The organism is Dongia soli (assembly GCF_034044715.1).
Classification (GTDB): Bacteria; Pseudomonadota; Alphaproteobacteria; order Dongiales; family Dongiaceae; genus Dongia_B; species Dongia_B soli.
In genome coordinates this window covers 205,372-229,454 of sequence record NZ_JAXCLW010000005.1, presented here as the reverse complement: position 1 = coordinate 229,454, position 24,083 = coordinate 205,372, and the positions used below count along the sequence as shown (strand labels likewise).

General features: G+C 60.8%; 23 protein-coding genes. 12 read left to right on the top strand and 11 right to left on the bottom strand.

All coding sequences use genetic code 11. The features are described from left to right. The first annotated feature begins 68 nt into the window (after nucleotides 1-68). The 5 genes from SMD27_RS17790 to SMD27_RS17770 all read left to right on the top strand — a co-directional run bounded on the left by SMD27_RS17790 (nucleotide 69) and on the right by SMD27_RS17770 (nucleotide 3,946). A complete protein-coding gene (locus tag SMD27_RS17790) occupies nucleotides 69-749 on the top strand; it encodes a chymotrypsin family serine protease (protein ID WP_320509772.1) in 681 nt (226 codons plus the stop codon). Continuing rightward, a complete protein-coding gene (locus SMD27_RS17785; protein ID WP_320509771.1) occupies nucleotides 695-991 on the top strand; it encodes a hypothetical protein in 297 nt (98 codons plus the stop codon). The genes SMD27_RS17790 and SMD27_RS17785 overlap by 55 nt, the downstream gene beginning before the upstream one ends. Nucleotides 992-1,330: 339 nt before the next feature. Then, nucleotides 1,331-2,449, top strand: coding sequence for a hypothetical protein (locus SMD27_RS17780; protein ID WP_320509770.1), 1,119 nt, complete (start codon nucleotides 1,331-1,333; stop codon nucleotides 2,447-2,449). A gap of 324 nt (nucleotides 2,450-2,773) precedes the next feature. Next, nucleotides 2,774-3,691, top strand: a complete 918-nt coding sequence (locus SMD27_RS17775) for a PAS domain-containing protein (protein WP_320509769.1) — start codon at nucleotides 2,774-2,776, stop codon at nucleotides 3,689-3,691. Between the two features lie 42 nt (nucleotides 3,692-3,733). Then, complete coding sequence (locus SMD27_RS17770; protein WP_320509768.1) at nucleotides 3,734-3,946, top strand: hypothetical protein; 213 nt, start codon at nucleotides 3,734-3,736, stop codon at nucleotides 3,944-3,946. Nucleotides 3,947-4,040: 94 nt separating this feature from the next. On the opposite strand, the gene SMD27_RS17765 is transcribed toward SMD27_RS17770, so the two are convergent. Beyond that, a complete protein-coding gene (locus tag SMD27_RS17765) occupies nucleotides 4,041-4,373 on the bottom strand; it encodes a GYD domain-containing protein (RefSeq protein WP_320509767.1) in 333 nt (110 codons plus the stop codon). A 382-nt stretch (nucleotides 4,374-4,755) separates the two neighbouring features. On the opposite strand from SMD27_RS17765, the gene SMD27_RS17760 reads away from it, so the two are divergent. Next, complete coding sequence (locus tag SMD27_RS17760) at nucleotides 4,756-4,983, top strand: hypothetical protein (RefSeq protein WP_320509766.1); 228 nt, start codon at nucleotides 4,756-4,758, stop codon at nucleotides 4,981-4,983. 122 nt (nucleotides 4,984-5,105) lie between these two features. Here SMD27_RS17760 and SMD27_RS17755 read toward each other — a convergent pair whose 3' ends face one another. After that, nucleotides 5,106-5,984, bottom strand: a complete 879-nt coding sequence (locus SMD27_RS17755; protein WP_320509765.1) for a tetratricopeptide repeat protein — start codon at nucleotides 5,982-5,984, stop codon at nucleotides 5,106-5,108. Between the two features lie 109 nt (nucleotides 5,985-6,093). Beyond that, nucleotides 6,094-6,942 carry a carbonic anhydrase gene (locus SMD27_RS17750; RefSeq protein WP_320509764.1) on the bottom strand — a complete coding sequence of 283 codons (849 nt, stop codon included), beginning with the start codon at nucleotides 6,940-6,942 and terminating at the stop codon, nucleotides 6,094-6,096. 371 nt (nucleotides 6,943-7,313) lie between these two features. Between SMD27_RS17750 and SMD27_RS17745 the strand changes: the two genes are divergently transcribed. Beyond that, entirely contained in the window at nucleotides 7,314-8,234 is a 921-nt protein-coding gene (locus SMD27_RS17745) for an OmpA family protein (RefSeq protein WP_320509763.1), read from the top strand. A 339-nt stretch (nucleotides 8,235-8,573) separates the two neighbouring features. On the opposite strand, the gene SMD27_RS17740 is transcribed toward SMD27_RS17745, so the two are convergent. After that, nucleotides 8,574-9,938 carry a calcium-binding protein gene (locus SMD27_RS17740; RefSeq protein WP_320509762.1) on the bottom strand — a complete coding sequence of 455 codons (1,365 nt, stop codon included), beginning with the start codon at nucleotides 9,936-9,938 and terminating at the stop codon, nucleotides 8,574-8,576. 415 nt (nucleotides 9,939-10,353) lie between these two features. On the opposite strand from SMD27_RS17740, the gene SMD27_RS17735 reads away from it, so the two are divergent. From SMD27_RS17735 to SMD27_RS24345, 3 genes are all read left to right on the top strand, one after another. Further along, nucleotides 10,354-10,791, top strand: a complete 438-nt coding sequence (locus SMD27_RS17735) for a hypothetical protein (RefSeq protein ID WP_320509761.1) — start codon at nucleotides 10,354-10,356, stop codon at nucleotides 10,789-10,791. A gap of 336 nt (nucleotides 10,792-11,127) precedes the next feature. Next, complete coding sequence (locus SMD27_RS17730; protein ID WP_320509760.1) at nucleotides 11,128-11,253, top strand: hypothetical protein; 126 nt, start codon at nucleotides 11,128-11,130, stop codon at nucleotides 11,251-11,253. Further along, nucleotides 11,195-11,434 (top strand): YunG family protein, encoded by a 240-nt coding sequence (locus SMD27_RS24345; protein ID WP_452094313.1) that lies wholly within the window; start codon nucleotides 11,195-11,197, stop codon nucleotides 11,432-11,434. The genes SMD27_RS17730 and SMD27_RS24345 overlap by 59 nt, the downstream gene beginning before the upstream one ends. 19 nt (nucleotides 11,435-11,453) lie before the next feature. On the opposite strand, the gene SMD27_RS17725 is transcribed toward SMD27_RS24345, so the two are convergent. The 6 genes from SMD27_RS17725 to SMD27_RS17700 all read right to left on the bottom strand — a co-directional run bounded on the left by SMD27_RS17725 (nucleotide 11,454) and on the right by SMD27_RS17700 (nucleotide 19,171). Beyond that, nucleotides 11,454-13,352: an AAA family ATPase gene (locus SMD27_RS17725; protein ID WP_320509759.1), complete on the bottom strand. Its 1,899-nt coding sequence runs from the start codon at nucleotides 13,350-13,352 to the stop codon at nucleotides 11,454-11,456. Then, a complete protein-coding gene (locus tag SMD27_RS17720; protein ID WP_320509758.1) occupies nucleotides 13,349-13,858 on the bottom strand; it encodes an ABC-three component system middle component 5 in 510 nt (169 codons plus the stop codon). The genes SMD27_RS17725 and SMD27_RS17720 overlap by 4 nt, the downstream gene beginning before the upstream one ends. After that, on the bottom strand, nucleotides 13,855-15,072 hold the full coding sequence (locus SMD27_RS17715; protein ID WP_320509757.1) for an ABC-three component system protein: 1,218 nt from the start codon (nucleotides 15,070-15,072) through the stop codon (nucleotides 13,855-13,857). The genes SMD27_RS17720 and SMD27_RS17715 overlap by 4 nt, the downstream gene beginning before the upstream one ends. A 77-nt stretch (nucleotides 15,073-15,149) precedes the next feature. After that, complete coding sequence (locus tag SMD27_RS17710) at nucleotides 15,150-15,320, bottom strand: hypothetical protein (protein WP_320509756.1); 171 nt, start codon at nucleotides 15,318-15,320, stop codon at nucleotides 15,150-15,152. Between the two features lie 347 nt (nucleotides 15,321-15,667). Continuing rightward, nucleotides 15,668-17,188 (bottom strand): terminase, encoded by a 1,521-nt coding sequence (locus SMD27_RS17705; RefSeq protein WP_320509755.1) that lies wholly within the window; start codon nucleotides 17,186-17,188, stop codon nucleotides 15,668-15,670. Nucleotides 17,189-18,382: 1,194 nt separating this feature from the next. After that, nucleotides 18,383-19,171 carry a terminase small subunit gene (locus tag SMD27_RS17700; RefSeq protein WP_320509754.1) on the bottom strand — a complete coding sequence of 263 codons (789 nt, stop codon included), beginning with the start codon at nucleotides 19,169-19,171 and terminating at the stop codon, nucleotides 18,383-18,385. A 503-nt stretch (nucleotides 19,172-19,674) separates the two neighbouring features. Between SMD27_RS17700 and SMD27_RS17695 the strand changes: the two genes are divergently transcribed. Continuing rightward, a complete protein-coding gene (locus tag SMD27_RS17695) occupies nucleotides 19,675-19,932 on the top strand; it encodes a DUF2934 domain-containing protein (protein ID WP_320509753.1) in 258 nt (85 codons plus the stop codon). Between the two features lie 191 nt (nucleotides 19,933-20,123). After that, nucleotides 20,124-22,163: an NAD(+) synthase gene (locus SMD27_RS17690; RefSeq protein ID WP_320509752.1), complete on the top strand. Its 2,040-nt coding sequence runs from the start codon at nucleotides 20,124-20,126 to the stop codon at nucleotides 22,161-22,163. An 88-nt stretch (nucleotides 22,164-22,251) separates the two neighbouring features. On the opposite strand, the gene SMD27_RS17685 is transcribed toward SMD27_RS17690, so the two are convergent. Next, nucleotides 22,252-24,051, bottom strand: a complete 1,800-nt coding sequence (locus SMD27_RS17685; protein ID WP_320509751.1) for an adenylate/guanylate cyclase domain-containing protein — start codon at nucleotides 24,049-24,051, stop codon at nucleotides 22,252-22,254. Nucleotides 24,052-24,083: the final 32 nt, after the last annotated feature.

The following is a 24,083-nucleotide window of genomic DNA, read 5'->3' as shown; positions in this document are numbered from 1 at the left end:
CGCTCGCCGCTGCAAAGCGGCTACAGCATCGCCATGTCGACAGTACCGCCGGCACGCTTGGCGCCATCGTGCAGCGCGGACGCAAATATTATGTGCTCAGCAATGCCCATGTGCTGTCGATCGCCCATGGTGGGGCGCGGCCGGCAATGGGACGCAAGGGCGACAAGGTGCTCTATCCCGGCCCGGCCGATGGCGGCCGCCTGCCGGACGATTGGGCAGCAGTGCTTGCCGATATCGTGCCCTTCAAGGCCGGTGGCACGTTCCTCAACCGCGTCGATGCCGCCCTCGCAGAGATCAATCGCGACCGGCTGGACGATCTCGATTTCGCGCTCTATGGGGTCAGCGGCCCACCGGAGATGATCGCGCCCCAGCGCGGCATGACGGTGATCAAGCGCGGCCGCACAACGGGTGATACGGAAGGCGTGGTGCAGGATATCAACTTCCGCGCCGTCATCGATTACGATGCCGTCGGCCCGGTCGGCTTTCTCGATCAGGTCCTGTGTACGCCGCACACCAAGCCCGGCGATTCCGGCTCGCTTGTGGTTGCTAAGGAAAGCGGCAAGATCGTCGGGCTGCATTTCGCGGGCGCGTCCGGGGCAGCGTCTTCAATCCGATCGAAGCTGTGGTCGCGGCGCTCAATGTCAAATTCGTCGAGCCGTGACGGCGATACAGCAAAGAAAAGCGAGAGGCAAGCATGGCGACGGAACAGGAAGCGGAACAGGCCCGCGATCAACATGCCGAAACCTTGATCCGCTGCGGTGCCCATGCGATCGGCATCGATCGCGGCGATCTTTATGGCGAGCCGGGCTATGTCGTCATCTGCTATGTGGCGCCGGCCCGCCTGCCCGGCGCCATCCCGGGCGAAGCACCGGGGGTGCTGCCGGAAACCAAACCCGCCTTGTTGCCTGACAGGTTGGAGCTGCAACGGGATGGCCGGCACATCAGCGTTGCCGTCATCGTCAAGCCGGCCGAGCCCTTCCGGCCTGAATAGATGCTGCAATACGGACAGGTATCCCTGCCTCGTCCGGCTTGAAAGCTAACGCCTGGCCTAACGCCCGCCCTAATTCGTGACCTATCCGTGACACAGATCGGCGGCGGCATTTTTTTTGGGAACACCAAAGCCTGCTCAGCGTTCTCCTGTCTGACGGCGTTAAACTGTCCCCCCCTTCCGTCGGAACGCACTCCCTCCCAAGGAGTTCGGAAGGTTGTCGGCGCCGTCTTAACTGCACTAGCCCATGCCCACCGATCCCCCACGGCGGGCATGGGCACGTGGTTTGCCGCCAGCCCCACCACAGACGAACAATAGAGCGCCCCAATCGGGAGACAGAGCATGCCATCATCGCAATCGCGCCAATCCCAGCAACGCCAGCAGCAGAAGAAGACCGACAGCCGGTCGCGCGGGCCCGCACGAAACCGCGACGGACAGGACACGGTTTCTTCGCCACGTTCCGGCGGTGCGGGATCGGCCCGGGTGACCAATGGTGCGGCGCGCGGCGATGGGCGTGAGCCGGCAGGCCAGGCCGCCGTCAATCAATCATCCAATCAATCATCGAATGGCAATGCGGCCGTCGATGCCGAGTTGGTGCGCCTCACCAGCGGCGCGGTGATCAGCCTGCTTGGCCTCGCCGAGGAGACCGGCGGTGTCCCCAATGATATGTGGCGCGATCCCTATGCGCTGGGCTTCGTATATGGCACGGTTTGCGGCCTGTCGGTCCGCGTCCTCGCCTCCGAGGATGCCGAACTGGCGCCGGTCATGGAAACGGTCGAGGACAGCGAGGATCCAGCGGCAAGCGACAGCGATCTGCTCGACAGTGACCTGATCGACAGCGTCGCCGTCGAGACGGCCGTCGCCAAGCACGACCTCGCCGGTGTGATGAGCGAAAGCTTCCATGACATCCTGCAATTCAGTTACGCCGAATTGAGCGCGGCGCCGTCGCTTGAGGGGGATCTGCCCGATGAGATGGATGGGCGCGAGGCGGGGACGCAAAGCACGGCGGAAGATAACGGCGCCGTGGTGCTGGCCCGCGCGGCCGATCTCATGCTGGCGGAACAGCCCGATTTCCTCGACGGGCTGCGCGCCGCCGACAAGGTCGTCGCCCTCGCTTTGGGCTTCCCAGATTACGATGCGGATGTCGATGTCATCGATGCCCGCCGCCGCGCCGATGCGGCGCGGATCGATCTGGCCGATATCGGCATGAATGCCCCGGGGGTCGACGGCCTCCCCGCTGATCCCGGCGATCTCGGCTCCGGCAAGCTCCCCGCGCGCGGCGACGATATGATCATCGATATCACCAAGCTGATCGCCGATCCCGATGAGGAGGCGGAAGAGGCAAGCGATTTCGACGATGGCGCCGGCGATCTCTATCTGCTGAGCCAGGACGAAGCCGCGGTGCTTTATCTGCAGCAACGCCTGTTCTGCCGCGAAATCCGCCGGCGCCTGTCGGCCTGATCCTCCTCGTAGTGGTTGGCCCGGCACTTTCGGTCATAACGCACTGACAACAATCCTGGACCGCGACCAGCATCTCACGGCGGCGCGTCACGCCGTCGTGACCGCTCCCGATTGTTCCCGCTCTTGTCCACGCCTTTTGTCACCGGCCTCATCCGAATGGCTGACGACAAAACCGGAGCGCAGCACCACGATTTAGCCGACTGGAATAAATCGGCGCCCGCGAGCGTACTGGGATAAAGCGGGCGCAAGAAGCCTGGGACGCACGGAACGGCGCAATCGCCGGACACATGAGTATCGGCAGCGCAATCACGGGGAGCGACAGCTTTGGGCGAAGAATCCACGGAACCGAAAGCCGCATCGGCGAAGGCTGCACCGCAGGCACCGATGAACGACAATGTCGTCTATCCCATCGTCTTCGCCAGCGGCCGCGCCGCCTTTCCCGATGGCAGCCATCTCGATACCACACGGCGCCACATGCCCCCGGCGCGCGAGGTTCCTCGCGACAATGCCGCAGCGCAGATGCCCGCCTTGCGCAGCCTGGCCGACCGGGCGATGCGCGATGAGCCGCCGAAAAGCCTCACCGCTTTGCATACCTATTGGTTCTGCCTCGGCGACGGCCTGCCGCCGGACCGCAGCCTGATCAATCCGGCGGCGATCGCACCGCTGCTGCCCGATCTGCTGCTGCTGGAAAGGGATGCGAGGCGGAGCCGCCTGCGCTATCGCCTGACCGGCACGCGGGTCGATCACTGGAATGGCCGCAACCTAACCGGCCGCTATCTCGACGAGGTGGCGGCGCAGGACAGGACCGGCATCACCGATTTCATCCGCCGCCATTGCCAGCAAGTCCTGCGCAACCGCCAGGCCTATATCGGCCATTACGACTGGTATGCAGCCGCGCCCGATCCGCGCGAGTTCTTCGCTGCGAACAGGCCGGCTGGAAGTTCCCTGGCTGGAAATTCCCTGGCCGGAAGTTCCCTGGTCGGAAGTTCCCTGGTTGGACATCCGCTGGCAAGCAGTTTTGCGCCGGGACAGCATCGCCGCTGGCAGCTGCCGCTTGCGCTGCTGCGCCGGCCGATCCGTCTCTGGCTTGGCCTCTTCCCGCTCCGGGTCGGCGGACATGTTCGGCAATGCCTCGCCATCGCCGAACAGGACGGCCAGCCGATCGACACTGCACCGGCTCCCTGGATTCTCGACGGCCATCCCTCCGGCGGCGTCATCCCCGGCCGCTGGCGCGATGCGTGACGGGCGCCGCCTGATGCCGCCGATGCGAGGACGGGGCTGAGCATGGCCGATGGCAGCAGCTTCGTCGCCGCCGCTTGCGCCCGCACCGATCCGCCGCGCGACACGCTGCTCTTCCACGAGGGCGACTTCCACGACGCAACCCGCCTGCCCGGCCGCGCCCTGCGCAGCCTCGCCGTCACCACGCGCCTGCGCCTGGCCGGGACGCCGCTTTATGTCGGCCTCCCGCCTGGACCCGCGGATCAAGCCCGAGGATGACAAGCGAGCGCGGGGTTACGGCGATGCGATGACGCGCGCATCGCCATCAGACGACCCGCCGCCCATCACCCCCAGCCAACAACTGGCCCGCAGCTCACTCCGGCATGGCGCTGTAGCTGTGCCGGGTGGTGCCGGCGCGCCGCATGGCCTGTTCCGCCTCGGCCGAGGTCAGCAGCACGGTGGTGCTGAGGCTCTCGACCACATCGGCGCCGGCGATCAGCATGGCACCGGCGGCGGCGCTTTCATTGTCGGGATATTCGACGATGGCGACACCGTCGACCGGGCCGAAGGCGAAGAAGAAGCTGTGCAGTTTGCCGCCGAAGGGCTCGATCGCCTTGGCGGCCATGGCCTGGCGGTTATGCGGCTTGCTGATCATGCGCTTCACTTGCGCATCCTTGTATTTCCATTGCAGGAGATAATAGCCCATCCGATCCTCCTCGCTTGAAACAAGGTGGGATATTCGCGGTCGTCCATCGGGCAATCGGAATGCTCGGCGCACCGCTCCTCCCAAGGGAAGGAACGCGCCGATCTGATGGAAGCTTATGTCTCGTTACGTTTGCGGTCCACCAACCGGCGCGCGTATCGCCCTGCCCCTTTCGCGCGATCCGGCAGTGGCGCGCCGCCCGGCATCTTCAACTTTGCGCCAAATACCGCACATGCCCTCGCCTTTCGCGCCGGGTCATGCCATCATTCGCCGGCGGCGCCTTCGCCGAACCCGAGCACTGTCATAGGAGCCATCAGCGCACCCCGAGCACCCGCGCAGCCATCGCCCGCGCATCAGGGGAGCCATCGAACCAAGGAGACCAGCCATGGCCGCGAGCCTCGCCGACGTCGTCGACTTCATCGTCCACCAACGCCCTGGCCTCAGCGAAGCCGACCTCGCCAAAGCGGTCTACGGCCAGCCCGGCTATCGTCCGGAAATCGAGCAGACCTGCAGCCGCCTGGTCAGCGCCGGCACGCTCGACCGCCGCGCCGGCCCCGATGGCGTCCACACCTATTTCACCCATATCGCCCAGCCGGCGGAACTGGGGCGCTGACAGCCGCGCAGCAGATCGCGAAGACCGGCGGCAGCCTTGCGCGCCGTGCGCCCAGGTCACGTGCCAGGGTCACGTGCGGGGGTGGCGTGCCCAGGTCGCGTTCCGGGGCCGCGTGCCCGGCGCTAGGGAATGAGAAAATCGCTGTTCTGCATGCCCTCGATATTATGCGCGGCGCGATCTTCCCAATAGGCCGCCAGCCCCGCATCCTGCTGCACCACGATCCCGTTGCGATAGAAGCCGCTGAGGCGCTGCTGCGCCGCATAGAAATCATGTTCGGCGGAGAGGCGATAGAGCTCGATTGCCTTTTCCTTGTTCTTCGGCACACCGCTCCCCATCAGATAGAGCGACCCCAGCAGGAATTGCGAGGCCGGGCCGCCCGCCGCGGCGCCGCGCTGGGCGAGCTGCACGGCGGCGGCTTCGTCCTGCTGCACGCCCTCGCCGCTCCAATAGGCGACACCCATCCGCGCGATCGCCATGTCATGGCCCTGCGCGGCGGCCAGGTGATACCAGCTGATCGCCGCCGCCAGATCCGCGACCAGATTGCTTTCATAGAGATGGCCCAGGCGATATTGCGCCTCGTCATAGCCGCGCAGGGCGGCGCGGCGATAGAGCGCGGCGGCATGGCCGCGGTCGGGCGGCATCAACGGGCCGGTTTCATACATCCGCCCCGCCAGCGTTTCGGCCACCACATTGCCGCCTTGCGCCGCGATATCGAAATGTACGAGTGCGGCTTTCCAATTCTGCGCCGCCAAAGCCTCGCGCCCGGCGGCGATTTCCGGATCGGTTTCCGCGCGCGCGAGTTCGGCGGCGGAGATCGGCTCGACCTTTGCCGGCGCCCGGTTCGCCAGCGATACGGTGCCGACCTGGCTCGCCTCATCGGCGCGAAGGGAAGCCGCCGACATGGCGACAAGGCACAGCAGCAGAAAACCGCCGGCCAGCCTTGCCCGCAGTAGCGTTGCCTGATGCAAGCCGATGCCGCTCGCAGACCAGCGCTCCGACATGATCGATCCCAACCTTCGGCATTGATCCGATGCGCCGCCGCTTTCAGTCGATGCGGCGGCGCCGATCATCCTTGCGATGACTTCAGCACGTCAGCAGGCGTGCTGCCTCTCACACCAACAGCCCGACCTTGCCGTCGGCGAGATTGTAGAAAGCCGGCACGATCTTTAGCTGCTTCTCCTTGATCAACCCGGCGAGGACCGGCGATGCAGTGGCGAGGAGATGCGCCTGGACCGAGGCATTGACCTTGATCGTGTAGGCGAGGTCCGGCGTATCGCCGTCGCCGCCCGCCACATCGACCGCCGGCCGGATCGAGGCATAGAGCGTGCTGATCTGCCCCGGCACCGGCTTGCCCTCGATCGCCGCCTTCACCGCGCCGCAGCCGCCATGGCCCAGCACCATGATGACGCGCACGCCCAGCACCGCCGCGCTATATTCCAGGCTGGCGATGATCTCCGGCGTCGCCACATTGCCGGCAACGCGGGTGACGAAAAGCTGGCCGATCGTCTGGTCGAAGATCAGCTCCACCGGCACGCGGGAATCCGCGCAAGAGAGAATGGCGGCGAAAGGTTCCTGCTTCGCCACCGTGTTCTGCTTCAGGATGGTGAGATCCTCGGCGAAGGAGTTCATGTGCTGCGTCACGAAGCGCGCATTCCCTGCCTGCAACCGCGCCAGCGCCTCATCGGGGGGCAGCGTGCTCTGCGCCGCGGCTCTGCGCGGCCAGGAGAGCAGCGCGCCCGACATGCCAGCTGTTCCCAGTCCCGCTGTCGCCAGCCCGGCAAAGGCAAGGCCGGAGAATCCGCCGCGCAGGACATCGCGGCGCGAGCTTCCTTGCGCGCCGCTCGTATGGCTGTCCGCTGCGCGCTGATGATCGGCGCCGCAAGCATGACAGCCGCAGGCGCAGCCGGCGGCAGGTAGCGTGGTCGGCTGCGCGCGATCTGTTCTGGATCGCTCCCCCATCTCACCCTCCCGACAAGATCGGCGGCCAGCATAGCATGGAACGCAACGGAGCGGCGCGCTAAACGCGCTGCGCGAACAACTGTCACAAACAGTCGCGCCGCCGACAGCCAATCGTCAGGGCGAAGAGGGCACACTCTTCCTCGCGCAGAGAGGTCAAGAAGGGGCCAGCGAACATGGTGATAAAAAATCGCGAAGCGAAGCGCCTAAGCGCGCCAGCTCATCTAAGCGATGAACAAAGTCCGATTGTGATGGAACCTTAACAAGCTTCTTCTGCTAGTTGGGGCGGCGGCGATCCAACGCGTCGCCCTGGGTCGCGGGGGATGGATGCGCCCGCAGGCGTCAGGACTCGAGACATTATCAGGAGATTGTTCATGAAGCGCCCGCTCATGCTGTTGGCGGCCGGCTTCCTCATGGTGGGAAGCTTGCCGGCTTTGGCTCAAAACGACAGTAAGTTTGTTGTCTTCTTCCCGCTCGGGAAGGCGACGCTCGATTCCACGGCACAGGCGACCATCGCCTCGGCGAAGCAGGAATATGACCGCACCGGTCAGGCCCATATCACGGTCGTCGGCCATACCGATACATCGGGCACCTCCACGCTGAACCAGCGTCTCTCGGAGCGCCGCGCGACGGCGGTCGCCGATGCGCTGGAGAAGCTGGGCGTGCCGCGCGCGTCGATCTCGGAAACCGGCGCCGGTGAAAGCGACCTTGCGGTCCAGACCGGGCAAGGCGTGCGCGAAGCCCAGAACCGGCGCACGGAAATCAACGTCGTGGCGCCGCCACCGCCGCCCCCGGCCCCGGCGCCCGAGACACCGGTCGCCTCGGCGCCCCCGCCCCAGCCGCAGCCGGCGCCCAAGGAAGAGAAACGCTGGATGTTCTCGGCCGGCGGCTTCTACGGCTATAACTTCGTCGACGAGAGCAACGGCCACAGCCATCTCGCCGGCATCAATCTCGGCCTCGATTACAAGGTGACGAGCTGGATGACCGTCGGCGTCGAGCAGGCCGGCTTCTATCACTTCGACACGGATAATGAGGGCTTCGGCGGCCGCACCGTGGTCGGGCCGGACTTCTATCTCGGCGACCTCCTTAATGTCGACCTGCCCGTCGCCCCCTATATCGGCGGCAATGTCGGCTATCTCTACGGCTCCGGTATCGATGATGACGGCATCGCCGGACCGGAGATCGGCTTCAAGGCCGGCCTCTTCGACATGAAAGTCGCCTATGACATGCCGTTCAACCGCAATGCCGATCACGGCATCATCAACACCACGATCGGCGTCTCCTTCGACTTCTAACCGAAAGCTGGAGACCCGCCTGGCTTAAAGCCGGGCGCAACACAAGGTCGCGCCGGAACTCCGCAGTCGCTCCTCACTGCGGCGGGCCGGCGCGATTTTGCGTGCTCTGCCGTATTGCGGGCAATGCGAAACCGATCTCGACGGCCGCATGATGGGCCGATTACCGACAGGGTATTCCGTTAGCGTCCGGTCCCGGCCGCTAACCGAACTGCTGCCCTGGCACCATCATCAACGGCCAGGATCGTGATGACGCGTATTCTGGTCCTGATCGGGCGGGTGCGGCGCCCGTCTACTTTGCCGGCCAACCAGGACGGATAACACGCAGCCGCTCGGGCCCCGTCAGGTGATATGCACCGTGACATCCTCCTGGACCAGGACATAGGCATGGCCCGATGATGTATGGGCGCTGAATAGGTTGAAATCATCCGGCGTATTTGCGGCCTGCGCTTCCTTCCATTGCCCGCCGTTCAGGGTGAGCTGGTCGCCGCTATTGCCCTCGACGCGCACGGCATCGCCCTTGGGCAAGGGATCGCCGGTATGTTTCGGGTCGAAGATGCCGTCGCCTAGATCGAGTACATCATGGGCGTCGAGCTTGAGCCCGTCGCCGCCCTCGCCGTTTTTCATCGACAGCGTCTCGATACCGCCGATCTTATCGCTGACGCTGTCATGGGTGAGATCCAGGTGGCCGCTGAATTGCAGGATATCGCCGCTGGCCTTCGCCAGGTTGCGATTTGCCTCTTCGCCACCGGCGATGGAACCGAAATGGGTATTGTCAAAAAGCTGCAGCGTGTCGTTGCCGTCGCCGCCGAAGGCCCGGTCGTGGGTGCGGACATGGATGGTATCGTTGCCTTGCCCGCCATAGAGCCGGTCGACAGCCGTGTCATGGCCGCCGTCGAGCAGGTCATTTCCCCTGCCGCCATAGATCTTGTCGCTGCCGCCCAGGCCATTCAGGTGATCATTGCCGTCATGGCCGTTGAGGAAGTCGCCGCCGGCATAACCGCGCAGCGCGTCGTTGCCGGCGGTGCCATCGACCTTGACCTGGTTGAGCTGAATGAGGTCGCCGGTGACCTTGTCGAGTTCAAGCACGTCGCCGACACCGAGTGCATATTTTTTCTCATCCAAGGCACCGGGCTCCAGCGGTGAGGTCTCCGCCGTCACCAGGAGATCATGATGGAAGGAGCCATAAGGCGTAACCGCCGATCCGGTCAGGCTGGTCACCTGGGCATGGTCCTCGGCAATCCCGGCCGCGTGTTCCTGGTCATATGAATCATGGAGCTGCGGATGCGCCTCCATGACGATGCCGGGCGTCGCACCGTTCACACCGGCATGCCAGGTCCCCTCGGTGCTCACCACCTTGCCGTTCTCGATCTCCTGGGTGTCCTCGCCGAAATACCAGACATTGCCCGCCTTATCCTGGGCGAAGTAATCGAAGGTGTTTTCAACCAGTTCTCCGTGGTCGATGGATTGATCATGAATCACCACGCAGGTGACACCCTCAAGCACGCGGGTCTCCCGCGTGATAACGAAATTGTCGACAAATGTGCCGTCGGGGCTCTTGAAGACGAAGGTCGTTCCGGGCTCGTAAATGAGGAAGGGATTGTCGATCTGCGTCGAGAAATCTGCCGGATTGATCGTGGCCAGCCTATTGGCCGGGTCGGTGGAAGCGGAATTAAATGATGTCGTTGTTGGTTGAAGCTGCGCCATGGCGGTCTCCATTATCTGGGATGCCTTGGGTCGGGTGAAGCGTGGGAAAAGGGGCGATAATATACGACGCGCACCTTACGAACTTCTGTCGCCTGGAAGCGCCGTCCGCGCATCTTGCCAGCTATCGTCAAGATTCAAAGTTGAGGCGATGGGCCAGCCTTAATCCACTCCCAGATAATGGGCGTACCGCTCTGAATTCGGTACCGCCCCCGAGATGCGGGGCCACCCCGGCGCGATTTTGCGTGTTGCGCCAGCGCATTTCAAGCAACTGACATGATGGATATCGACGGGCGATAACACCATCCGCCCCATTGCCGCTCGGGCGCGACTCTGGCAATCTACTCCTATCGCATTGCGTGTTCTGATCTGGGACTTCCGGGGGCGGGAGTGGACCGCGATGCCATGGGGGGACCTCATGAAACGATTGCTCGCTTTGGCCATGCTGGCCGGGCTTCTGACTGGCTGTATTTCCAGCGACCAACAAGTTTACGGTCAGATCGACGGAACTGAGAAGACCATCACCGTCCCACCCGGGAATGCCATGCTTGTTGGCGAATTGAAGGGCCGGCTGCATGCGGCTGGCTGGAAGCTGGTGGTGGATCATGGACCGGACAAAATTTCCGGGACAATTGGCGAGACGACCGAATTGTCGTCTTACAACACCTATAACACGCGCTATCGCCTCATGATCGCGCAGACATTCGCCGATTACTGCATGCTCGGCGGCAAGGTCATTGTTTACAATCTCAGCCTCATCGACAACAAGACCGGCGAAGAAGTCATGGCGCAAAGCGGCCGCGACTGCACCGGCCCGGCGGCAGACAAGTTCATGTCGAGCCTTGGCGCCAAGTGAGCGGCGCTCTCCTGACACCCTTTGACCGACTGACTAGCACACCTATACTGCAATGGAGTAATTGTGACTAACCGAGTGATCGCGCTCGCGGCCTTGTCCATCAGTCTTGCCGGCTGCGTGGCCCAGCAATATTGGGTAAAGCCCGGTGTCGGATTGCAACAGACAGCCACGGACTTGTATGCATGCCGCCAGACAGGCGTGAATGCTGGCTATGTCTATTCAGCGATGGAGATGGAGCAGCCATGTATGGCCTCAAAAGGCTATGCTCTATCGAGCAGCCCGCCTTCGTTGCCGTGACTCCGATAGGAGAAATATGAACGCTTTGATGCCGACAGCGTGCTGAAGATATTGCAGCGCCTGATGCTCGGCATCGAGCCGCCGATGCTACCGAATAATCGCGCACGTGGCCAATGCATCGTCACCGCGATCCTGCTGCACGACTATACGGCGCCGAGATATTGAAGCCGCCTGCGACGGCGATCATTCCTACAACGGAATTGGCGGAACTCGCATCGACCTCGCTACATCGCAGTTCGATGCGCCTACCGCCTTCGCCGATATCGCTGGCTCACGCGACGGGGCACTGGCTGGTACGGCTGAGGAGAACTATGCAGCTTTGAATATGGAGTACTCCTCTCGTTAAAGGGTGTCACTGGCATATATCAGCCCTTAAGGTTGAGAGTATGATTCTCTCGCGTATATTTTGGGCCAATTACGTATTCATCCAATTCCAGTTCGGGATTTATCGTAGAAGTGGTGAAAATGATCTGATGTGCAAACTTTGCCTTCTGAGACTCGTTTACAATTAACTTCTGGAAATTATGACTCCGAACTTCCTCCATGCCTTTGTCTTCAACGTTATCCAGGAGAACAAAGCGCGGATGCCAAAATTCGCTGTCTTGCGTCGCTGCAGAAAACAGCGCAACCAAAGCAGCATTTTTTAGAATAACGTTGCTACTTTCGGCGAAGTTGAGCTTTCCATCGACCAAAATAGCATCGTCGCCAAAATCTACAGTGACGTTCTTAGCCTCTTTGAATTCTTCTTGTCGCAGCAAATCCTTGGCTAGAATCTGTCGAGCTATCTTGGACACAAGCCCCATGGCAGTAGAAAGCCTTTTAGTGCTAGCGCCCTGCAGCCTTTCTTGCAAAGCTTTGGCGTTGTCAATTTTTTGCTGTATGCTTCCTTTTTTGGCCGAAAGCTTGTCGATCTTTTCAAGTGTGTCGCGTAATTTCTCGATATGCCCTAGCTCGGCGTGGATCTGGCCTAGTCGAATATTGAACCTAGCTAAATGGCTCTCTCTCGGAGAGTTACTCAAGTCAAAGCGCGTCGCGAACTCTGATAATTTTCGCTCATAATCTCTCCTGAGCGCCCGAAGGTCCGACTCCCCATTGGCTAGCTCGAGAGCGCCCGCATCTAGGAGCTGATTTGATTCTTTCAACTGCATACGCGTGTCGATCTGCAACTGCAGATATTTTGATCGTTGCTTCTCAATGTCCAGTGAAGAGCCGCACAGGATACATGTGTTAGGATCAGTGTGCTCACGTAGCGGATTTAAGCATGCCGGGCAGTAGGTGAACTCTATACTGCCAATCAACTCGCCCGCATCGGCAGTCAACTTAAGCTTTTCTGACAAATCCTCGAGATATTTTATAAAAGCTCCAAGACTGTCTCGTTCGTGCCTTCTAGTTTCTTGTAAAAGTTCGGCGTTGCGCAGCGCATCCTTAGCTTTTCGCAGCTCTAACAACGCTTTAATCCGATCTTCTCGGAAGGCCTTATCATCACTCTCTTGTAGTTCGTCATCAACGTTTTCAATTTTGCGCTCAACTGCAACAGCTTCGCTTTTCAAACTGACGATTTCTTCATCCAACGACGCAACGCTTCTTAGACTACTGTCGGGCGGAAGCCCAGTATATAGTCCCGACAATTGGCGTTGAGTTTCATCGAACTGAGCGTTCAAGCTCCTAAGTTCAAGTTGCGTCTCGTAAAGACGATATCCATTTATGCCACAAAGAAGCTCGCCAACCGCAATGCGAATGTCTCTGTTGTCAAAAGACTCGAAACGGAACAGGCGAGGTGCTGGTGTTCTTTGATCTCCATACATTAATCGGAGGATTTGATGCGACGTTACATTCGAAGAATTTTGACTTGGAGCTTCCGGGATACCGCAGGCTCGAAAGAGAACTTGAGAATAACTTAAAGCCTTATCAACTCGTCGAATCGTATGCCTGTGCCATCCGTCTATTCCGCTTTTCTCAGCGAGTTCCATTGGCCCATAAAAGACAAATGTTGGCTCCAGCTTAGTCGCAATGCTTCGACGCACTGTAATTATGCCGTTTCTTGTCTCTAGCTGCGCCTGCACTTCTTCGCAGTAGCTGGCTGCTTCCTTCCAATCCGCAAATTCACCACCCAGTATAAAAAAAATGAAGTCTGCGATCGTCGACTTTCCAGAACCATTTTCGCCGCGGATTATGTTTACTCCGCGGTGGAAGCTTTGGTCGTAAGCAGCTTTCCCTCCTTTCATAACCCGCAAACGTTGCAGAGATAGAAATGTAGGATTCACAACTGCCCCCTTCTAAGCCCAGTAGCATTCCGCAGCCCTATTGGGCCATCGCTTCCGATTTTGGAGAAGTGCTCTACTAGAAAAATAATCACGTTGCGTTCGCTATCTGTCGAATGAAGGTGATGCATATTTAGGCAGAAATCCTTGCCACTTAATGATGGAGAGATAATTCCGATTTTAAATGCATCGATATCTATCAACCCTTTTCCAATCATAGTTTGCATTGCCGATTTCTGCACGGACTCCATCTTCGAGAAGAGAATCGGCGACGCAGGATATGCTAAGAACCCCTTGTTGGGTCTTTCGATATTTAGGCTTCGAAAGTGTTGACGCGTGTCACTAGGCATATGCGTATTGTGGAGCAAACATGGTGCAGAAAGAAAAAAGTCGAGGATATAAAATCGCTCGACCCCAGAAGCGTCTCTTCTCCAAGCAGCCAATAAACAGCTCATGCGACGAACCGTGTCGTAAACGTCTAGCTGCGGATACCACAGTCGAAAATTCATGTCGCATCCCACCGGATGTGACATCTCTCGGTTAGAAAATAGAGCGCTTTTAAAACTGACTGCGAATTGGCATTAGAAATCGAACTGTACTTCTGCACAAGCGGATCAATCACAAGAGTTTGGAGAGCGATATTGATCTCGCTTTCCGAAGCCCCTTGGCAAATTTTTGAGAATACATGCGTGTCAAATCGCTGCGCTACATCCGAGAGCAGATCGTCGTTAATCTGGCGAGCAGACGGGAAAAGTCCAAGTCGATAATAATTTTGTGCAAAGTTGTTCTGCAGCTTATTCGCTTTCTCGTATTCATGCTCTCGCTTGGCAGCCACCATCTTTTGATAGAGTGTGCGGCGATCAAGATCGGATGGATCTGTCAAACCATCATTGTCAAAGGCATCAACAAGATCAGAGTCGGTACTGATGGTACCCTGCGTGTTATCGTTCGAGGATGAAACGAATTTGGAGAGATGCGATTTGATGCTGCAATAGAGGAGGGCCTCGCGATTTTTTGGTTTGCAGATCGAAATATGATCAGCGTCTATAGGTATAGGCTGATTTTCTCCGCATCCCGGGTCCGCGCTTTCTCTTGTGACGACAAGCGATACGTTATTAGTTCTGTACTTCTCGTAGTAAGGAAATGTCGTAATGCCCAGCCGCAAGGCTAGATTGCGATAGGTTTCATTTAATTCATTGAGCTGATCGCAGCCTTGGTTGAGCGTCTCTACATGTTTCGATATAAGCCTGGGGACTGCGAACTTTAGTAAAGCGGCCAAACTGGCACCACTGTGTGGCGTCGCTATGAAAAAGATGGCTTTGCAGTTTTGGGCGATCGAATTCCATGCGGTATTCGGATTATCTATCGCTGTACGAATTACTTGCTTCGCCAGCAGCCCCCCCAAGCTGTGAGTGATAAGCGCTATCGGTTTTGCACCGAAGCCTTTCGACGCCATGTATTCGAGCACAGCTTTTGCGCGCTCGAATAATCCCATCTCCCCCTTTGCCCACTGCGCAAAAATACTCGCCGGATAGCCGAGCGCATAGACGTTTATGCCAGGTATGTCCTTGGCCAACCAAAGTGGCCAATAGTCTCCTTCGGGCTCACCCGAACCGCTGGAGATCCAGCTTCCCTTTAAGTCTCCGCGGAGGCCATGAACAAACACAACATCGACATGCCCGCCTGCCGCAGCAATAGACTCAAATACAAACTCGTCGCTCATTGCGTACCCCCCGAGTACAATTTGAACGATAAATATTATAAAGTTCGATGTAAAGAGGTTTTGGGAATATCCTCTCGTTAACCGCCGCCTCCCCGCCCGTAGGTGAGCGTCAGCGCATCGGCTAAATGCAGGGAGGCTAGGCCGTGCCTTTTCATGTCCTCTTTCTTTTCCAACTGGATCTCGTCTGGCGCATTGAAGCCGTAGTCGATGTTGGTGAAGCCGGCGATCAGTTCCTGGTCATCCGACAATGCGAGGCCGGCTTTCAGGACCTGGCGTGCTTGGGCTTCGGCTGGTTTAGCATCGGTGTGCAATGTGATGGGATGAGTACATGCGGCGGTATTGGCGTTACGTCTTGATCATCTCTCTTCTCGTCATCGCCATGGTTTTGATCATCACGTCCAGCCCGAATTCGGTTGCCGGGAGGTTCTTGTCCGGTGCTTGTTGGTCAAAGCACTGGCCCATCGAATGTTCGCCTCGCAAGCATGGAGCGCCAGTTGGTCCAAGGCTTGCTCCAATGTCCGTGGGGGTTTCACATTGATCAACGGCGGAAGCCGAATTTGTGACCCCGCGACCGGGGAACTTTCACTTCGGCAACTCACCCGAACGGATCCCACTCACTCACCAGCCTGCCGCCACCTCCCCCGCCGAGATGCCGCCCCGCCCCGGCCCCAGCCATAGCGGGATAGGCGTAGGTCAGCGCCAGCGCATCGGCTAAATCGGGCGAGGCGAGCCCCCGCTTTTTCATCTCTTCCTTCTTCTCCAACTGGATCTCGTCTCTAGCATTGAAGCCGTAATCGATATTGGTGAGGTCGGCAATCAGCTCCTGGTCATCCGGAAGAGCGAGGCCGGCTTTCAATGCCTGGCGCAAGTTGCCGTACATCTCCGCGCGTTTGTTGGCATAGCGCTCCACCGCGTCGGTCGGCGAGAGGCCATCGGCCTTGGCGCCGAATTGCACGCCGATCACATTGACATTCAATTGCCGCAGGCGGTCGACCACGCCGGCACCGACACCGCCTTCATCGACGAAGACCGCATCGGCCTTGAGGCGCCGCGCTTCCTCGGCGACGCGGCCGGCCAGCGTCATGGTATCGACATTGCGCAATTTGATCGGCGGGAAGGTGCGCGCGTCGCGGCCCTTGCGCGCATAGATGACACTCTGGTCGTCGCCGAAGCGCGCGACATCGACGCCGATCACCAGCGCATCATGGGCGAAGCTGCGCGCCTCCGTCTGGATCGCCGCGGTGATGAGATCGCTGCCGATGAACTGCATCGAACCGGCGCGCGGGAACTGGCCCTTCACGCGCACCCGCACGAAATCGCTGTCCTCGCCGTAATCGGCCACCCATTGCGCGATCTGCTTCTTGTTGGTGATCCTGACCGAGCGGCTGTCGATCTGGCGATGGCGCCAGCGATGCTTGAAGCGGCCGAAGCATTCGCGGAACCGGCCGCTGTTGCGCGTCGGATTGCCGAAGGCGAGCCACAGAATCTCGGTATTGCTGTCGGTCAGCGCGCCCTCGGTCGTCTCCCAGATCTGATCGGGAATGGCGGAGGCCTCGTCGAACACCACGACGATGCGCTTGCCCTGGTTATGCAGCCCGGCAAAGGCCTCGGTATTGCGCTCCGACCAGGGCACCATGTCGATGCGCCAGGTCTTCTCATGCCCGGCCTGCGCCGCATAGAGCGCGGTGGCGCTCAAGGTGAACCAGTGCTTGCAGAGGCACAGGCGATGCCACTTCGCCAGCTCCGCCCAGGTCTTGGTGCGCAGCTGGCTGTCGGTATTCGCGGTGACGACGCCGCGCGTATCCTCATGGGTCGAAAGCGACCAGAGCAGCAGCCAGGCGACCAAAGCCGATTTGCCGATGCCATGGCCGCTGGCGACCGCCACCTGGATCGCCTCGCCGGCGGTCATGAGGCCCTCACCCACCGCGCGCAGGATATCGCGCTGCCAGTCATCGGGCCCGTCGCGCTCGGCCAAGGCCGTGCCGGCGCTGCGCCAGGGAAAAGCATAGAGCACGAAGCCCAAAGGATCGCGGCTGAAGCCGGCGATATCGGCGATCAATGCCGCCTCGGCGTCTCGTGCGGCGGGAGCGGCGGCGGTGTTCGAGTTGGGGTTCATGATTGGCCGTGGGCTGCGTTGGTTGGATGATTGGTTGTCGGCATGGTGTGATGAAAGATCCTGCGGCGCAGTGTTTCCGGTCATCGCACCCTGCCTACGTCCCCCGCTTGTCACCCTCGGGCTTGACCGCCGTCGGCGTAGGCCGACCTTCGTCGGCGGGTGTCCACCGAAGCGACTGATGAACAGCGACCTCCGTGCAACGAACTGCATCCTCGTCCGCTAAGATCCTGCGCGGCCTCAACCATGGACCCTCGGGTCAAGCCCGAGGGTGACAACCCGGTTTCGTGTTGCCGTCGTGCGAGGCACCAGGCGGCGTTTCCGGTCATCGCGCGCTGCTTAGATCCCCCCCTTGTCACCCTCGGACTTGATCCGAGGGTCCACCGGAGCGACTGATGAACAGCAGCCTTCGTGCAACGAACTGCATCCTCGTCGGCGCTGACCTTGCGCGGCCTCAACCATGGACCCGCCGACGAAGGTCGGCCTGCGCCGACGGGGTCAAGCCCGAGGGTGACAACCCGGTTTCGTGTTGCCGTCGTGCGAGGCACCAGGCGGCGTTTCCGGTCATCGCACGCTGCCTAGATCCCCCCCTTGTCACCCTCGGACTTGATCCGAGGGTCCACCGAAGCGACTGATGAACAGCGGCCTCCGTGCAACGAACTGCATCCTCGTCGGCGACGATCCTGCGGCTGCCGCCATGGACCCTCGGGTCAAGCCCGAGGGTGACAACCCCGTTTAGCGCCAACGGATTGCGACGAACATGACCGGCAGCTTCCGACAATCCAGTTTGGTGCCGGCGCAGTGCGATGGCATCAGGTGGCGACAGCGCTCGGCTCAGCCATCATCACGCAGCTCTCCCTCAACCCGCATCGCACGCTGCCTAGATCCCCTGCTTGTCACCCTCGGGCTTGACCCGAGGGTCCACCGGAGCGACTGATGAACAGCAAGCATCGGTGACGACACGCCATTCGTCTTCATCAGTGGCAATCGCGCCTGCCTAAACCATGGACCCGCCGACGAAGGTCGGCCTGCGCCGACGGCGTCAAGCCCGAGGGTGACAACCCAGTTTCGTGTTGCCGTCGTGCGAGGCACCAGGCGGCGTTTCCGGTCATCGCACGCTGCCACCCTTCCCAGCCCGAGGGTGACAATCCAGTTTGGTGCTGGCGCTCTGCGACGGCATTTCGCGCCGCCGGCTAATCATCGGCAACGTTCTTCCCCCTCAACCTCCCGCGCCTCGCCCTCAACGACATCCCCCTCAATCACCGCCGCATCGATCACCCGCGCCGCACCGGCCTGCCCCTCCATCGCGCGCCGCCGTGCCGCTTCGATCGAGGCGGCGAGATCGCTGCTGGCGCTCAGCTCCACCTTGTCCTTGAAGAGGCCGAGATAGCGGCCGAGCAGTTCCAGCGCCTTGGTCTTGTCCCAGCGCTTGATCTTGCGCACCTCCAGCGGCAGGTCGCCGATCGTCTCCGCCGGCACCCCCATCTCGCCGGCCTTGGCGGCGCCGGTTTTCGCGGCGGCGGAGCGCGTGCCGGCCAGCACCATCACCTCCCAGGCCGAGAGGCTGGCGGCGCTGGCATCATCCATCTCATGGATCGGCTTCATGCGGCCATCGGCGGTGAAGAGATCGCGCGGATCGGCAAAGGCGATCTTCGCCAGTTCGGCGACGATGCGGTCGATGGTGATCTCGGCGCGCAGCCGCGCCTCCTTCTGGCGCTCGGCGATCAGGGCCTGCACATCCGGCCGGCGGATCAATGTGTAGGCGCTGGCATTCGCCCGCTTCGGCGCATAGCCGGCCCGGATCGCCGCGCGCCGCGGGCTGAAATCGACCAGGTATTCCTGCACGAAGGCGCGCTGCCGGTCGTTGATCGGCTTCATCGGCCCCTTCGGGCGGGGGCTGCGCTTCGGCTTTTCCGGCTGGCGCGGTGTTTGGCTCTCATCGCTCATGCCGGTAAGGATAAAGCATTGTTGATTTAATATCAACACTGGAAAGCACCCGTCACGCCGCCACCGCTTGGCAACCGGCCCGGCAACCCGTCGGGAAACCGCACTCAACCCCTTATATAATAATAACTATATATCAAATAATATTATATATATGACGCTGTCTGACGTTGATATATAGTCAATACATGGAGATGCCTCTATAGATGTCTCTATGGCTCTCTCTGGGGCTCTTCCCCAGGTCACCGCAACCGGCAACCCGGCGGATTCCCTGGCTTCGGCGGTGACGCTCCTCCGCCGCTAGGCCTCGAGGGTGCGCCGACCTTCGATCCTTCTCCTTGCTCGATCCTGCTCCTTCGCGGCGAGGAAGCCTCCGTGCCGGCGTTTCTGCTCCCTCCCCCGTCTTGGGAGAAGGTCGGGGTGGGGGTTCGTCCGCCAGGAACGTGGGCAGCCTTCACCAACGCCCCTCCTCACTTTCTGCGGGGGAACCTGTGATCGGCACCAACGTTGAGTCTGCGCCGCAGCGATTCTGGAGGGAGGCGATCATGAGCATCGGAGGCAAGCCGGGCGATGCCGGCAGCAATCCGCCGGCCAGCTACGAAGATCTCTTCGACGAAGACGAAGCGGATCTCGATCGCCCCGACCTGATCCGCCGCCGCGCTTATGAATTATGGCTGCAAGCCGGCAGAAGCGGCCAGCCAGACGACTATCTCGCGACAGCCGAACAGCAGATGACGGCCGAAGAAAATTCCGATTTCGTCCCGAACCTCTATCCCCTCAACCGCGACACGGATGAGAGCTAGCGCGCATAGCGGCGTAGGCTCATGCGTATATTCCCCCCTGCGGCTTTCAGTCTTAGAAGGTATCTCGATCGCCGCAACAGAGCGAAGCGCAGCACGCCAGCTGCCGGACAGGCTTCTCTCGCTTCATTTGAGGAATATTCAAGGTTACGATCTGGACGGTATCGACGGTTCAGGTCATTGCGGGGGTTCGCATGAGCACGTCACGTCGTGCAGAGTCGTTTCACTCCATCTACACTCATGGCTTCTTCCGCGTCGCCGCGGCGACATCGCTGGTTTGGCCCGGCCAGCCCGACTTGAATGCCAATGAGATCGTGACGCTGAGCCGCCAGGCCAGCGAGCAGCAAGTGGGCCTCATCGTTTTTCCCGAGCTCAGTCTTTCCGGTTATTCGATCGATGATCTCTTTCACCAGGATGCCCTTCTCACCTCGGTCGAAACGGCGCTCCTTTCGGTCGTCGATGCCAGCAAGGAATTGGCGCCGATCCTGGTGATCGGCGCGCCGCTGCGGATCGATCAACGTCTGTTCAATTGCGCGGTCGTCATCTATCGCGGCGAAATCTTCGGCATCGTGCCCAAGACCTATCTGCCGAGCTATCGCGAATTCTACGAGAAGCGCTACTTCTGTTCCGCCGAACATGCCGTTTCGACGACGGCCCGATTGTCGGGAACCGATATCCCTTTTGGCCGCGATCTCATTTTCGAGGTGCCGGCCTGCCCCGGCTTCGCGATGCATGTGGAGATTTGCGAAGATCTCTGGGTGCCGGTCCCGCCCAGCAGCCGCGCCGCCCTGAGCGGCGCCACGGTGCTTGCCAATCTTTCCGCCAGCAATGTGACCACCGGCAAAGCGGATTACCGCCGGCTGCTCTGCGCCTCGCAATCCGGACGCTGTGTGGCCGGTTATCTCTATGCCGGCGCGGGCTATGGCGAGTCGACCACCGATCTCTGCTGGGACGGCCATATGACGATCTATGAGAATGGCGAGCTCTTGGCGGAAAGCGTCCGCTTCGCGACCGGCTCGCATTGGATCTCCGCCGATCTCGATCTTGCCAAGCTTTGCCAGGAACGCCTCCGCCTCACCAGCTTTCATGATTGCGCACAGCTGGAACAGCGGCCGATGCGGCGCGTTGCCGTGCCCTTCACCCCGGCCAAGAATTCCTGGACCCTGCAACGCGCCATTTCCCGTTATCCCTATGTACCGGCCGGCGTCGAGGAGCGCGCCGCCCGCTGCCGCGAGGTCTTCGAGATCCAGGTTCAGGGTCTCATGCGGCGGCTGGAAGGAACCGGCATCAAGAAGGCGCTGCTGGGCATATCGGGTGGCATCGATTCAACCCAGGCCTTGCTCGTCACCACGGTCGCCTTCGACCGGCTCGGCTATCCGCGGCAGGATATCCTCGCTTACACCCTGCCCTCCCTCGCCACCAGCAAACGGACAAGAAGCATTGCCTGGCGCTTGATGCAATATCTCGAAGTCGGTGCGCATGAAATCGACATCACCCAGGCGGCAAGCGACATGTTGGTCAATATCCACCATCCGGCGGGTGAAGGCGACGCTGTCTATGACACCACCTTCGAAAACGTCCAGGCGGGAGAACGCGCCGCCTATCTCTTCCGCCTCGCCAATTTTCATCAGGGCCTGGTGGTCGGGACCAGCAATCTCTCGGAACTGGCGCTGGGCTACACGACCTACGGTGTGGGCGATCACATGTCCCACTACAATGTGAATGCCTCCGTCCCCAAGACCTTGATGCGGCCTCTCGTGCGCTGGGCCGTCGATGAGAAGATCTTCGCGACGCCCGTCCTCTTCGTGCTGGACGCGATCCTGACCGCCCCTTCCTCGCCCGAGCTCATCCCCTCGCAACGCGGTAAGGCGCAGAACGCCGAGGCGGAGATCGGCCCCTATGAGCTGCACGATTTCTTTCTCTATCATCTGAGCCGCTTCGGCTTCGCGCCCAGCAAGATCGCCTTTCTGGCGCAGCAAGCCTGGGCAGTGCCGAACCAGGATGCCGGCGGGGATTCTGTGCAGCAGGAACCGACCCATGATCTCGCCGCGATCAAGCACTGGCTGGAATTCTTCCTCCGCCGCTTCATCTCCACCAGCCAGTTCAAGCGCTCGGCGATGCCGAACGGCCCGAAGATCGGTTCGGGCGGCTCGCTCTCGCCCCGCAGCGATTGGCGCGCACCCAGCGATATCTCCGCCACTGCCTGGATCGACGAATTGCAGAACATTCCGTAACGTCGCCTGTCACACGGCGCCAATCACAAGCAAGATTGTCACCCTCGGACTTGATCCGAGGGTCCATGGGAGAGGCCGGACATGTTGCTCAATGCCGTGCTACTCCCAGACCCGCCTTGCGCAGCTTGTTGCGGAAATGGGCGAGGTCGAGTTCCAGGACATGGGCGATGGCCTGCCGCGCCGCATCATTGTCCAGCGCCGCATGGCTCGCCGCCAGGATCAGGTGGATCGGCACGGTATCGAGATCGCGCAACCCGGACAGGCTGGTGACGGCATCCTCATATTGCCGCGCATCGAAATAGATCTGCCCCAACTGTGCCACATACCATTCGGGACAATAGGGATTGAGGCGCATGGCCTTATGCGCGAGCTCCAGCGCCGCTTTCGGCCGGCCGGCGTAATCCAGGCACCAGGCATAATCGGTCAGCGTATCGGCATCGTTGGGATTGCGCGCCACCGCTTTCTCATATTCGGCGACGGCCGGGCCGTAGCGCCGTTTGAACATGTAATAGCCGGCCAGCGCGTGATGGCCCCAGGCCTCGTCATCATCGATGGCGATGGCGGCGCTGGCGAATTCCAGCCCCTTCTCCAGCGCGGCCGCCGCATCCTCGACCCAGCCGAAATTGGCATCCACCATATGGCACCAGGCGATCTTCGACACCGGCTTGGCATAGCTGGGATCGAGCTGCGCCGAGATTTCGAACAATTCGCGCGCCCGCTGGTTGTTCTCCTTGTTGAAGCTATGCAGCAATTCCATGCCACGCAGGAAGTAGCTGAGCGCCGGCAGATTCTTGGTGCCGCCACCACCCTTTTCGTCATCGCGCGCAGCAGGATGGGCGTGCCCGTTCGCCGCACCGTTTCTCAGGGCTGCAGCTTCTCCGTGCCGCCAGGCCTTGTTCAGCCGGCCGCCATGGGTGCTGGCGAGTGTGCCGACGATCAGCGCCGTCACCTCGTCCTGGACCGCGAAGATGCAGTCGATATGGCGGTCATAACGCTCGGCCCAGAGATGTCTCCCGGTAAGGCCGTCGATCAGCCGTACATTGACGCGCAGGGTCTCGGTGTGCCGCTGCACGCTGCCTTCCAGGATGTAGCGCGCGCCGAGATCGCGGCTCACCTCCTGGACATTCACGGCGCAGCCTTTATAGGCGAAGGTCGAATTGCTGGCGATGACGAAGAGATCGCGGAAGCGCGACAGGCCGGTGATGATATTCTCCGTCATGCCGTCGCAGAAGAAATCCGGATCGGGATTTCCGCTCATATTGACGAAAGGCAGCACGGCGACCGTCGGCTTCTCGGTCGCCAGGAGATCGGCCGTGCTAGCACGCAGGCTGATGCCGGGTGTATTCATGACGCTGGGCGTCCCGGTGGCGCGATAGACCCTGACCGGCCGGGCGATGTTCTTCAACTGCCGGACGCCGAGATCCTCGAAGCCGATACCGACCTTGTTGGCGATGTGATCATAGGTCGAGCCGGAAATCATGATGCCGCCGGGCGCCGCGATGCTTTCCAGCCGTGCCGCCACATTGACGCTGTCGCCATAGAGATCGCGCCCCTCGATCAACACATCGCCGAGATTGATGCCGACGCGCAGATTGACATGCCGGTCCTCTGCCACCGCCTTGTTGGCGCAGGCCATGCCGGCCTGCAATTCGATGGCGCATTTCACCGCATTGACGGGGCTGGAGAACTCGATCAGCACCGCATCGCCGGTAACCTTGAAAATGCGTCCTTGATGACGCGCGACCAAGGGTTCGACGATCTCCCGCCGCCGCGACTTCAAAGCATTCAGCGTGCCCACTTCGTCGACTTCCATCAGTCGACTGTAACCGACAACGTCGGCAGCCAGGATTGCGACCAGCCGCGGGTGAGGGGAAATAAAGTCCGACATCGTCGCGACGCTCCCACTGACCGCAGTCCCCA